The 12,208-nt window shown below is 62.7% G+C and carries 8 protein-coding genes; 2 read left to right on the plus strand and 6 right to left on the minus strand.

Annotated elements, in window-relative coordinates; translation table 11 throughout:
- Window positions 1–40: 40 nt before the first annotated feature.
- The 3 genes from PQR54_RS33370 to PQR54_RS33380 all read right to left on the minus strand — a co-directional run bounded on the left by PQR54_RS33370 (window position 41) and on the right by PQR54_RS33380 (window position 7,337).
- Window positions 41–1,510: a glutamate synthase subunit beta gene (locus tag PQR54_RS33370; protein WP_408253181.1), complete on the minus strand. Its 1,470-nt coding sequence runs from the start codon at window positions 1,508–1,510 to the stop codon at window positions 41–43.
- 121 nt (window positions 1,511–1,631) lie between these two features.
- Entirely contained in the window at window positions 1,632–6,335 is a 4,704-nt protein-coding gene (locus PQR54_RS33375) for a glutamate synthase-related protein (protein WP_408253183.1), read from the minus strand.
- Window positions 6,336–6,629: 294 nt separating this feature from the next.
- Entirely contained in the window at window positions 6,630–7,337 is a 708-nt protein-coding gene (locus PQR54_RS33380; protein ID WP_408253185.1) for a transposase, read from the minus strand.
- Window positions 7,338–7,524: 187 nt separating this feature from the next.
- Between PQR54_RS33380 and PQR54_RS33385 the strand changes: the two genes are divergently transcribed.
- Together PQR54_RS33385 and PQR54_RS33390 are read left to right on the plus strand one after the other, a co-directional pair.
- Window positions 7,525–8,250: an OmpW/AlkL family protein gene (locus tag PQR54_RS33385; RefSeq protein ID WP_408253187.1), complete on the plus strand. Its 726-nt coding sequence runs from the start codon at window positions 7,525–7,527 to the stop codon at window positions 8,248–8,250.
- 349 nt (window positions 8,251–8,599) lie between these two features.
- Window positions 8,600–8,980: an ElaB/YgaM/YqjD family protein gene (locus PQR54_RS33390; protein ID WP_012434543.1), complete on the plus strand. Its 381-nt coding sequence runs from the start codon at window positions 8,600–8,602 to the stop codon at window positions 8,978–8,980.
- A 121-nt stretch (window positions 8,981–9,101) separates the two neighbouring features.
- Here the strand turns inward: PQR54_RS33390 and PQR54_RS33395 are convergent, their stop codons facing one another.
- From PQR54_RS33395 to PQR54_RS33405, 3 genes are all read right to left on the minus strand, one after another.
- Window positions 9,102–10,307, minus strand: a complete 1,206-nt coding sequence (locus PQR54_RS33395) for a deoxyguanosinetriphosphate triphosphohydrolase (protein WP_408253189.1) — start codon at window positions 10,305–10,307, stop codon at window positions 9,102–9,104.
- A 71-nt stretch (window positions 10,308–10,378) separates the two neighbouring features.
- Window positions 10,379–11,464 (minus strand): 3-dehydroquinate synthase, encoded by a 1,086-nt coding sequence (aroB, locus tag PQR54_RS33400; RefSeq protein WP_408253191.1) that lies wholly within the window; start codon window positions 11,462–11,464, stop codon window positions 10,379–10,381.
- Window positions 11,464–12,015: a shikimate kinase gene (locus PQR54_RS33405; protein WP_106284162.1), complete on the minus strand. Its 552-nt coding sequence runs from the start codon at window positions 12,013–12,015 to the stop codon at window positions 11,464–11,466. Before PQR54_RS33405 ends, aroB begins: the two co-directional genes overlap by 1 nt.
- Window positions 12,016–12,208: the final 193 nt, after the last annotated feature.

Consider the following 12,208-nt stretch of genomic DNA (forward strand, 5'->3'; position numbering starts at 1 on the left):
CGGTTTCCACGCCTCAGCTTGAAAACCGGACAGGAGACGTTTAACGCGGCAGTTCCGAATGACCCATCAGGAACGCATCGACCGAACGCGCGCACTGACGGCCTTCACGAATCGCCCACACCACCAGCGACTGACCGCGGCGCATATCGCCCGCGGTGAACACCTTGTCCACCGAGGTGTAATACGCCTTGTCGCCTTCCGTAGAAGCACGCACGTTGCCGCGATTATCCTTGTCGACGCCGAACGCTTCGAGCACCGGCGACACCGGCTGCGTGAAGCCCATAGCGAGCAGCACCAGATCGGCCTTCATTTCGAATTCGGAACCCGGCACTTCCTGCATCTTGCCGTCCTTCCATTCGACGCGCGCCGCGATCAGCTTCTCGACCTTGCCGTTCTTGCCTTCGAGGCGCTTGGTCGCGACCGCCCAGTCACGCGAGCAGCCTTCGTCGTGCGACGACGACGTGCGCAGCTTGATCGGCCAGTACGGCCACACGAGCGGCTTGTTTTCTTCTTCCGGCGGTTGCGGCAGCAGTTCGAATTGCGTGACGCTCTTCGCGCCATGACGATTTGACGTGCCCACGCAGTCCGAACCCGTATCGCCGCCGCCGATCACGACCACATGCTTGCCCTTCGCGAGCAACTGGTTCGCGACCTTGTCGCCGGCATTGACCTTGTTCTGTTGCGGCAGAAATTCCATCGCATAGTGGATGCCTTCCAGCTCGCGACCCGGCACCGGCAGATCGCGCGGCGTTTCCGAACCGCCGGCGATCACCACGGCGTCGAACTCTTCCTTCAGTTGCTCCGGCGAAACGGTTTCCTTCGCCGTGTTGCCGATATGCGCCGGCAGCGAATCCGCCTTGCCGATGAACACGCCCGCGCGGAACGTCACGCCTTCGGCTTCCATCTGACGCATGCGGCGATCGATCAGCCACTTCTCCAGCTTGAAGTCGGGAATGCCATAACGCAGCAAACCACCGATGCGGTCGTTCTTCTCGAACACGGTGACATCGTGCCCCGCGCGCGCGAGTTGCTGCGCGACGGCCAAACCAGCGGGGCCGGAACCGACCACGGCAACCTTCTTGCCGGTCTTGTGCTTCGGCGGCTGCGGCGCAACCCAGCCTTCAGCCCAGGCTTTGTCGATGATCGCGTGTTCGATCGACTTGATGCCGACCGGGTCGTCGTTGATGCCGAGCGTGCACGCCGCTTCGCACGGCGCCGGGCAGATGCGGCCCGTGAACTCGGGGAAGTTGTTGGTCGAGTGCAGCACTTCGATCGCGTTCTTCCAGTCCTGATGGAACACCAGGTCGTTGAAGTCCGGGATGATGTTGTTCACCGGGCAGCCGTTGTTGCAGAACGGAATGCCGCAGTCCATGCAACGCGCGCCTTGAATCTTCGCTTCGTCGTCGGTCAGTGCGGCGACGAATTCCTTGTAGTGCTTCACACGTGTGAGCGGAGCTTCGTACGCCTCGTGGCGGCGTTCGAACTCGAGAAAACCGGTTGCCTTGCCCATGTGGTTCTCTTCTCTATCTAATCAGGTGGGGTGATCTACACCCGCCGCGTGCACCGTTGGACGGTGGGGCGCGGCGGGTACGGCTTGTTTGTGACGTCTTTGGCTTGAGGCCAGTTGCGAATCAGGCGGCGAGCACTTCCTTGTTCGCCTTCTTCGCGGCCATTTCGCCCAGCGCGCGCTTGTATTCGGTCGGGAACACCTTCACGAATTGACGGCGCGACGCGTCCCAGTTTTCGAGCAGCGCTTTGGCGCGCGGCGAGCCCGTGAACTGGAAGTGACGCTCGATGAGTCCCTTGAGCAGCGCTTCGTCGGTCGCGCCGGCGTGCCACAGGCCCTTGTCGACCGTGCGTTCCTGTTCGGCCGTTTGCAAGACCGGATCGAGCGCGACCATCGACTTGTTGCACTTGCCCGCGAACGAGCTGTCCGGGTCGTACACGTAGGCGATGCCGCCCGACATGCCGGCCGCGAAGTTACGGCCCGTTTCGCCGAGCACGACCACCGTGCCGCCCGTCATGTATTCGCAACCGTGGTCGCCCGTGCCTTCGACAACCGCCGTTGCGCCCGAGTTACGCACGCAGAAGCGCTCGCCTGCCACGCCGCGGAAGAACGCTTCGCCTTCGATCGCGCCGTACATCACCGTGTTGCCGCAGATGATGTTCTCTTCCGACTTGCCGCGGAAATCGTTGGTCGGACGGATGATGATGCGCCCGCCCGAGAGGCCCTTGCCGACGTAGTCGTTGCCGTCGCCGACCAGATCCAGCGTGACGCCCTTCGCGAGGAACGCGCCGAAGCTCTGACCCGCGGTGCCCTTCAACTGGATATGGATCGCGTCGTCGGGCAGGCCGTCGTGGCCGTACTTCTTCGCGATCGTGCCGGACAGCATCGCGCCGACCGTACGGTTCACGTTACGCACCGGCTGGATGAACGAGACGTGCTCGCCCTTCTCGATCGCTGCCTTCGCCTTCTCGATCAGCGTGTGGTCGAGTGCCTTGTCCAGACCGTGGTCCTGAACGTCGACATGCTTGCGCGCCACTTCAGCCGACACTTGCGGCAGATAGAACACGCGCGAGAAGTCGAGACCCTTGGCCTTCCAGTGCTCGATGCCCTTCTTCATATCGAGCAGTTCGGCGTGGCCGATCAGGTCGTCGAACTTGCGGATGCCCAGTTGCGCCATGATTTCGCGCGCTTCTTCCGCAACGAAGAAGAAAAAGTTCACGACGTGTTCCGGCTGGCCCTGGAACTTCGCACGCAGCACCGGATCTTGCGTCGCGACGCCGACCGGGCAGGTGTTCAGATGGCACTTGCGCATCATGATGCAGCCTTCGACGACGAGCGGCGCCGTGGCGAAACCGAACTCGTCCGCGCCGAGCAGCGCGCCGATCACGACGTCGCGGCCGGTCTTCATCTGACCGTCGGCCTGCACGCGGATACGGCCGCGCAACTGGTTCAGCACCAGCGTTTGCTGCGTTTCGGCGAGACCGAGTTCCCACGGCGTGCCGGCATGCTTCACCGACGACAGCGGCGACGCACCCGTGCCGCCGTCATGGCCGGCGATCACGACGTGATCGGCCTTGGCCTTGGCGACACCTGCGGCAACCGTACCGACGCCCGATTCCGACACCAGCTTCACCGAAATGCTGGCCGCCGAGTTGGCGTTCTTCAGATCGTGGATCAGCTGCGCCAGATCTTCGATCGAGTAGATGTCGTGGTGCGGCGGCGGCGAAATCAGGCCGACGCCCGGCACCGAGTAACGCAGCTTGCCGATGTAGTCCGACACCTTGTGGCCCGGCAACTGACCGCCTTCGCCCGGCTTCGCGCCTTGCGCCATCTTGATCTGGATCTGATCGGCGGAGGCGAGGTATTCCGCGGTCACGCCGAAACGGCCCGATGCCACCTGCTTGATCTTCGAGCGCAGCGAATCGCCTTCCTTCAACGGAATGTCGACGATCACTTCGTCGCCGATCACCGACTTCATGGTGTCGCCGTTCTTGATCGGAATGCCGCGCAGTTCGTTGCGATAACGGTTCACGTCCTCGCCGCCTTCGCCGGTGTTCGACTTGCCGCCGATGCGGTTCATCGCGACCGCCAGCGTGGCGTGCGCTTCAGTCGAGATCGAGCCCAGCGACATCGCGCCGGTGGCGAAACGCTTGACGATTTCCTTCGCCGATTCGACTTCGTCGAGCGGGATGGCCTTGGTCGGATCGAACTTGAATTCGAACAGGCCGCGGAACGTCATGTGACGTTTGGTCTGATCGTTGATCAGATGCGCGTATTCCTTGTACGTCTGATACGAGTTGCTGCGCGCCGAGTGTTGCAGTTTGGCGATCGCATCCGGCGTCCACATGTGTTCTTCGCCGCGCACGCGGTACGCGTATTCGCCGCCCGCGTCGAGCATGTTCGCGAGGACCGGGTTGTCGCCGAACGCGTCGCGGTGCAGACGGATCGCTTCTTCCGCGACGTCGAACAGGCCGATGCCGCCCACCTTCGACGACGTGCCCTTGAAGTACTTCACCACCAGGTCTTCGGCCAGGCCGACCGCTTCGAAAATCTGCGCGCCGGTGTACGACATGTAGGTCGAAATGCCCATCTTGGACATGACCTTCATCAGGCCCTTGCCGACAGCCTTCGTGAAGTTGTAGACCGCCTTCTCCGCCGACAGGTCGCCCTTCAGGCCGGCCGCGAGCTGGCTCAGCGTTTCCATCGCAAGGTACGGGTGCACGGCTTCCGCGCCGTAGCCCGCGAGCAGCGCGAAGTGGTGCGTTTCGCGCGCCGAGCCGGTTTCCACGACGAGACCCGCGCTCGTGCGCAGACCATGCTGCACGAGGTGCGTGTGGATCGCGGCGGTAGCCAGCAGCGCCGGAATCGCGACGTTGTCGCGGTCGGTCTTGCGGTCCGACACGATCAGCATGTTGTAGCCGGACTTGACCGCATCCACGGCTTCCGCGCACAACGAGGCGAGGCGCGCTTCGATGCCTTCCTTGCCCCACGCCACCGGATAGCAGATGTTCAGTTCGTACGAACTAAACTTGCCGCCCGTGTACTGATCGATCGCGCGGATCTTCGCGATGTCCTTGAAGTCGAGCACCGGCTGCGACACTTCGAGACGCATCGGCGGGTTGATGTTGTTCGTGTCCAGCAGGTTCGGCTTCGGACCGACGAACGACACCAGCGACATCACCATGTTTTCACGGATCGGGTCGATCGGCGGGTTCGTCACTTGCGCGAACAGCTGCTTGAAGTAGTGGTAGAGCGTCTTGTTCTTGTTGGACATGACTGCCAGCGGCGAGTCGTTGCCCATCGAGCCGACGGCTTCTTCGCCGGCTTGCGCCATCGGCGCCATCAGGAACTTGAGGTCTTCCTGCGTGTAGCCGAACGCCTGCTGGCGATCCAGCAAGGCAGCGGCCTCGCGGCGTTCCGTGGCGACGTCTTCGGCCTTCGGCTCGATCTCGTCGAGCTTGATACGCACGGCGTCGATCCAGCTCTTGTACGGCTTGGCGTTCGCGAGGTTGTCCTTCAGTTCCTTGTCGTCGATGATGCGGCCGTGTTCCATGTCGATCAGGAACATCTTGCCCGGCTGCAGACGCCACTTCTTGACGATCTTCGACTCGGAGATAGGCAGCGTGCCGGCTTCCGAGGCCATGATCACGAGGTCGTCGTCCGTAATGATGTAGCGCGCCGGGCGCAGACCGTTACGGTCGAGCGTCGCGCCGATCTGGCGGCCGTCGGTGAAGGCGATCGCAGCGGGGCCGTCCCACGGCTCCATCATCGCGGCGTGGTATTCGTAGAACGCGCGGCGGTTGTCGTCCATCAGCGTGTGCTGTTCCCAGGCTTCCGGGATCATCATCATCATCGCGTGGACGAGCGGGTAGCCGGCCATCACCAGCAGTTCGAGACAGTTGTCGAACGAGGCGGTGTCCGATTGGCCCGGATAGATCAGCGGCCACAGCTTCGGCAGATCGTCGCCGAGCACGTGCGACGCGATCGCGCCGGTACGGGCGTTCAGCCAGTTGACGTTGCCCTTCACCGTGTTGATTTCGCCGTTGTGGGCGATCATGCGGTACGGGTGAGCCAGTTCCCACGCCGGGAACGTGTTGGTCGAGAAGCGTTGGTGCACCAGCGCCAGCGCCGAGACCGTGCGCTCGTCCTGCAGGTCGCGGTAATACACGCCGACCTGGCCGGCTAGCAGCAGGCCCTTGTAGACCACCGTGCGCGCCGAGCACGACGGCACAAAGTATTCCTTGCCGTGCTTGAGCTTGAGCGCCTGGATGCGGTGGCTCGCGGTCTTGCGGATGATGTACAGCTTCCGCTCGAGCGCGTCCGTCACCATGATGTCCTTGCCGCGGCCGATGAAGATCTGGCGGATCAGCGGCTCGCTTGCCTTCACGGTGGGCGAGATCGGCATGGTGTGGTCGACCGGCACATCGCGCCAGCCCAGCACGACCTGGCCTTCGGCCTTCACCGTGCGTTCCAGTTCCTGTTCACAGGCGAGACGCGAAGCGTGTTCCTTCGGCAGGAAGACCATGCCGACGCCATATTCGCCGTGCGGCGGCAGCACCACGCCCTGCTTGGCCATTTCCTCGCGATAGAAGCCGTCCGGAATCTGGATCAGGATGCCCGCGCCGTCGCCCATGAGCGGATCGGCGCCGACGGCGCCCCGGTGGTCGAGGTTCTCGAGAATCTTCAGGCCCTGCTCGATGATCTCGTGGCTTTTCTTGCCCTTGATGTGAGCGACGAAGCCGACGCCGCAGGCGTCGTGCTCGTTTTGCGGGTCGTACAGACCTTGCGCGGCGGGAACCGGGTGAATCGGTTGCTGGTGGTCGTTCATGGGGACACCGTCTGTGAGGGGCCGGACAGGCCGTTAAACCGTTTTTCTATTGCCGCAGTGCGATTCACAACCGCGACGGCGCGCTCAACGCTGGATGCTACGCGCGTCAAAAAGCGCCGGAATTCGGAATATACGCGACGAATCAATGGAATAGCAAATAAAACGTGATCATCGAACCCCAATTATCAAGTTGGTGCATTGCGGTGCATTTTTATTGGTGCCACATCAACTTGGGGCAAAAGAAAACGGCATGCGAACATGCCGTTCCGATGCAGCCCATTGATGCGAAACGCTTTATTGCTGCTGCGGCGTCTCGCGCACCTTGCGCGGCCGCCCGCGTGGCAATGGCGACACACGCCGGTTCGCAGCCCGCGCCGCCCACTCGCGGTATGTATCGCTGCCCAAAACCCAGCCCTTCAGCGTCGCCTGCTGAAGCTGACTGGCTTCGCGTTCGTCGAGCGGCTGCTCGCACAATTCGCGGTAAGCGCGCTGCCGTTCGAACGGCGTATTGCCAAGCGACCAGTACAGCGGATGGTCGGTGATCAGGCTGTCGAGCGTCAGGCCGATGTGATGGCGGTAGCTCGACCAGCGGTAGTCTTCCGGCGTGCTCACGAGTCCCGCGCGCACCGGACACATCTCGACCACGCGGCTCGCTAGCAGAAAGTAGCGCTCGCCTTCGATCACCGTGGCTCTGTAGCGCCCTTCCCACAACGTGCCACGGCGCGCGTAGCGCCTGTTAAAGTGCGCCACGTAACGGCGCCCAACCGCCTGCATCGCCTTAGGCAGACTCGACTCCTCGGTCGGCGTGACGAGCAGTTGCACCGCGCCCGGCATCAGCGCATACGCGTGGATGGACAAGTGGTGATCGCGCGAAGCCGCTTTCAAACAATCGATGAACAGCTCGTAGTCCTGGTCGTCGACGAAAGCGGGCTGCTGATCGAGCCCGCGGAGGATGACGTGCTGCGGCTGGTCAGGGACATAGAGACGTGCAAGCCGTGCCATGCTGGAGTATCCGATAGTCGCGTTGGTACATACCCGAAGGTCCGAAGAACCGCATGCGCTCAAGCTTCGGCGCCATGCGGCAGAGCCAGAAACCACGCGGCGCTTAGGGAGAAAGCTCTAACCGCCGCGTATGGTTTGTTTCAAACGTTGTAGTCATAATGAGCGGGCCTTTTTTGGAGGAGCACATATGAAATTAAAACAGGCCGTAACGGGGATCGCGGCGCTAGCCTGTATGACAACGGCAGCGCACGCGCAATCGGCCGGTAGCTTTTACGTCACCTCGGGCTGGTTCCATCTAGCGCCTCAATCGAGCAGCCAACCGTTGAAAGTGACGAGCATCGGCGGCAGCCCGACCAACATCACCGAAGCCAACACCGGTGCAACACTCAGTTCAGCCGACACCATCGGTTTCACTGCCGGCTACTTCGTTACAGATCACATCGCAGCCGAGTTCGTCATTGGCGTGCCGCCTTCGTTCGACCTGGAAGGTTCCGGCAGTCTCGCCCAGTTCGGCAAGCTGGGCCAGGCAAAACAGTGGAGCCCGACTCTGCTGTTCAAGTACTACTTCAATGCCCCCACTGCGACGTTCCGCCCGTATCTCGGCGTTGGTGTGAGCCGCATCTGGTTCACCGACGAAAAGATCACCAACAGCGCATTCGAGGCCAACGTTCTGCATGGTCCGACCACCGTCACTACGGATAGTTCGTGGGAGCCGGTGTTTAATGCCGGCTTCACTTATGCGTTCAACCAGCACTGGTTCGCGGGCGTCTCGATTTCGTACCTGCCGCTCAGCACGACCGCCAAGCTGAACACCGCAGCGAACACGCCAGTCGGCACACTGAACGTGCAGTCGCAAACCAAGATCAAACTGAACCCGATTGTTTCCTACGTCAACATCGGTTACCGTTTCTAACGCTTCAAAAAAATTAGGGGCCGTTGAGGTAGGGTAGTCGAATTTTCGTGGCTTGGACAACGCCGTCATACATCCAATGGCGGCGTTTTTATTTTGTGCGCGCTTCGTGAAGGCCGGTTCGGCGCTCATGGAAGCGCGCGCGGATCATCGGTCGGCGTTTGTAAATTTGACGCGGAATCGCGCCATCCTGTGCAATACCTGCTGACGAATCTGCGCTCGGGCCACGGTGGCTAGGGCTTGCGGGGTTTGGCACCGAAGTTGCGTTCGCATGGTGTTTCCCGCGTCTGACGTGAAGCTGCGTCTTCGTGACAACGCGCGGGACCCTTTTCACCTCATCGACGGAGCGACCATGACTGCACTTCCGAATACGCGAGACGCCCTCGGCGAATCCTGGACCAGCACCAGCCGCCGTGCGCGGCGTATCGCTCGCCACAGCCGCCACGCGGCCGAAGATATCGCAGGCGAACTGCGCACGCTAATGTCGGAACTCGAATCCACGCTGGCAGACGGCACCCAAGCCGACGCGGTAGCGTTGCGCGGCAAACTCCGCAAACAACTCGACGTCGCGCGCGCCCGTTTGAACGATACGCGCGACGCGGTGCGCGAACGCGCCCAGGTGGCGGTCGCCGACGCCGACGATTACGTGCATGAAAATCCGTGGCAGACGATTGCGATCGTCGGCGGCGTCGCGCTGATTGCGGGCGCGTTGTTCGCGTCGCGGCTGCGTTAAGGCGTCTGCCGCGCGGGGCTGCCGCCGATCGGCGGTAGCTAGCTGCAAGTGTTCTATACGACGCATTCCACTGGCGCGCGGCCGCGGTCGTCGCGGCCGGCGCTAGTTCGTGCCGCACTGCTCAATTGTCGTCGATCACGAACAGCCGCTGGTATTCCTTGACCGCGTAACGATCCGTCATGCCCGCGATGTAGTGGGCGATCAGACGCGGTTGCTGCGTCGCGTCGGTTGACTGGTAGCTTGGCGGCAGCAGCCGCGGATCGTCCGTGAACGCGTCGAACAAACCGGCGACGACGCGGCGCGCCTTGTTGGCCATACGCATCACACGGTAATGGCGGTACAGGTTCTTGAACAGAAAGCGCTTGAGCGCCGCAGCCTGCGCGGCAATTTCGTCGCTATGCGCGACCAGCGCGGGCGATAGGCGCACCGCGTCCAGCGACGCCGGCGCGTGCCGGTCCAGATTCAACCTCGTCGTATCGATCAGATCGACAATCAGCGTATTGATGATGCGGCGCACCGTCTCGTGAATGAGCCGCCTTCCTTCGATCTGCGGAAAATCGCTGCGCGCCGTTTCGTAGTGCACCTGCCACAACTCCACTTCGGCGAGTTGCTCGACGGTGAGCAGGCCCGAGCGCAGACCGTCGTCGACGTCGTGGTTGTTGTATGCGATCTCGTCCGCCACGTTCGCGATCTGCGCCTCGATGGACGGTTGCCGGCCTTCCAGAAAGCGCTCGCCCAATGCGCCGAGCCGCCGCGCGTTCTCGCGCGAACAGTGCTTCAGAATCCCCTCGCGCGTTTCGAAACAGAGGTTCAGGCCATTGAACGCGCCGTAGTGCTCCTCCAGATCATCGACAACCGCCAGGCTCTGCAGATTGTGTTCGAAGCCCCCGTGCTCGCGCATGCATTCGTTGAGCGCGTCCTGTCCGGCATGGCCGAAGGGCGTATGCCCGAGATCATGGGCAAGGGAGATTGCTTCGACGAGATCTTCGTTCACCCGCAGATTGCGCGCGACCGACCGCGCGATCTGCGCGACTTCCAGGCTGTGAGTCAGACGCGTGCGAAACAGATCGCCCTCGTGATTCACGAACACCTGAGTTTTGTACTCGAGCCGGCGGAATGCCGTCGAATGGACGATGCGGTCACGGTCCCGCTGGAATTCGGTACGCGCGCTGGGGGCGGCTTCCGGATAGCGGCGACCGCGCGACTGCGCCGAATGCGCCGCGTACGGAGCGAGGTGCGCTTCGAGTGCTTCCTGCGAAGGCACGTTGATTACCGCCGCGCCTGCCGCCAGTTCATGCTTTACATCGTCGCTGCGCCTGTCAGTCACCGGGTTCTCCGAAACATGGGCGGCGCCTCGTGACGCGAGTGCGTGCTGCGTTGCTGGATGCCCCGCGAGACTCAGACGGCGGCGGCCAGCGTGGCGTGCACCTCGGCGTCGGGCGCCTGGGTGATGAGCGTCTCACCGAAACGCTTCAGCAGAATGAATTTGATCGCGCCGGCTTCCGCCTTCTTGTCGACCCGCATGAGTTCGACATAACGCAAGTCGCCGAGCGCGGGCGCGCGCGTCGGCAAATGCGCGGCGACGATCACGTCGACCAGACGCTTGCGGGCTGCTTCGTCGAGATAGCCGAGACGCACGGACAGGTCCGCCGCCATCACCATCCCGCAGCCCACTGCTTCACCATGCAGCCACTCGCCGTAGCCGAGGCCGGCTTCGATTGCATGGCCGAAGGTGTGGCCGAAATTGAGGATGGCGCGCAGTCCGCCCTCGCGCTCGTCCTGCGCGACCACCGACGCCTTGATTTCGCACGACCGCTTGACCGCTTCGGCCAGCGCTTCGGGTTCGCAGCGATTCAATGCCTCGATATTGGCTTCGATCCAGCGAAAGAAGCCCGCGTCCGCGATGGCGCCGGTCTTGATCACTTCGGCGATGCCCGCCGCCAGCTCACGCGGCGGCAGCGTGCGCAGCGCGCCGATGTCGGCGATCACGGCCTGCGGCTGATAGAACGCGCCGATCATATTTTTGCCAAGCGGGTGGTTGATGCCCGTCTTGCCGCCCACCGACGAATCCACCTGCGAAAGCAACGTGGTCGGCACCTGAATGAATGGCACGCCGCGCATGTAGCACGCCGCCGCAAAGCCCGTCATGTCGCCGATCACGCCGCCGCCCAATGCGATCAGCGTGGTCTTGCGATCGGCGCGGCCGCCGAGCAGCGCGTCGAAAATCAGGTTCAGGGTTTCCAGGTTCTTGTACGCCTCGCCGTCGGGCAAGACGACCGTGGACACCTGCTTGCCGAGCGGCGCCAGCGCGGCGCGCAGCTTGTCGCCGTACAGCGGATCGACAGTGGAATTGGTGACGATGGTGACCGAGCTGCCGGCGATATGCGGCGCGAACAGCGCGGTCTGGCTGATCAGATCAGTACCGATATGGATGGGGTAGGCTCGCTCGCCCAGTTCGACGTTGACGGTATTCATACGGTCCATTATGACGCAGGATGTTTGGCGACGCCGGCCATCTCGAGCTGCATCAGAACCATGTTGACGAGTCCGTTGACCGAAGGCCGGCCGGTTTCGATCACGAAATGCGCGCATTCCCGGTATAACGGGTCGCGCACTTCGTAGAGTGCTTCGAGACGCGCTTTGGGGTCTTCGGTCTGCAACAGCGGGCGATTCTTGTCGCGCCGGGTGCGCAGCCACAGGTCGTGCGGATTGGCGCGCAGATAGATCACCACTCCGCGATTTTGCAGCGCTTCGCGGTTTTCCGGCCGCAGTATCGCGCCGCCACCGGTGGCGAGGACGATATTGTCACGCCCGGTCAGGTCGGAAATCACGCTGGCTTCGCGCTCGCGGAAGCCCGCTTCGCCCTCCAGCTCGAAGATCACCGGGATGCGCGCGCCCGTGCGCGCCTCGATTTCATGGTCGGAATCGAAGAACGGGCGATCTAGACGGCGCGCAATGGCCCGGCCCACGGTGGTTTTTCCTGCCCCCATGAGCCCTACGAAAAATACATTGGCGTGTGCGTCCCGCGCTTGCAACGGTGTCCTCTGGCTAATCCGGTTTGGTTCGTGCCGCAGCTTACTGGCAAAGCGGCCGCCTTGTCGAGCCTGCGCCCCGCTTGAAAGCGCCCTCAGCCCTGTCGCTTCGCGCCAGGCCCTTGATAGGGCATCCGGCGGAGCGGAAAAGCTGGGGGCGGTCCGGCGTTCTCCTGCAAGCGGCGGCAGCGTGCCC

Source organism: Paraburkholderia phytofirmans (assembly GCF_046028095.1).
Lineage (GTDB): Bacteria > Pseudomonadota > Gammaproteobacteria > Burkholderiales > Burkholderiaceae > Paraburkholderia > Paraburkholderia phytofirmans_A.

Excerpts from the sequence above, each read along its gene's own strand:
- PQR54_RS33385 (WP_408253187.1), top strand. The coding sequence starts at position 7,525 with ATGAAATTAAAACAGGCCGTAACGGGGATCGCGGCGCTAGCCTGTATG.
- PQR54_RS33390 (WP_012434543.1), top strand. The coding sequence starts at position 8,600 with ATGACTGCACTTCCGAATACGCGAGACGCCCTCGGCGAATCCTGGACC.
- PQR54_RS33380 (WP_408253185.1), bottom strand. The coding sequence starts at position 7,337 with ATGGCACGGCTTGCACGTCTCTATGTCCCTGACCAGCCGCAGCACGTC.
- PQR54_RS33375 (WP_408253183.1), bottom strand. The coding sequence starts at position 6,335 with ATGAACGACCACCAGCAACCGATTCACCCGGTTCCCGCCGCGCAAGGT.
- PQR54_RS33370 (WP_408253181.1), bottom strand. The coding sequence starts at position 1,510 with ATGGGCAAGGCAACCGGTTTTCTCGAGTTCGAACGCCGCCACGAGGCG.
- aroB (WP_408253191.1), bottom strand. The coding sequence starts at position 11,464 with ATGGACCGTATGAATACCGTCAACGTCGAACTGGGCGAGCGAGCCTAC.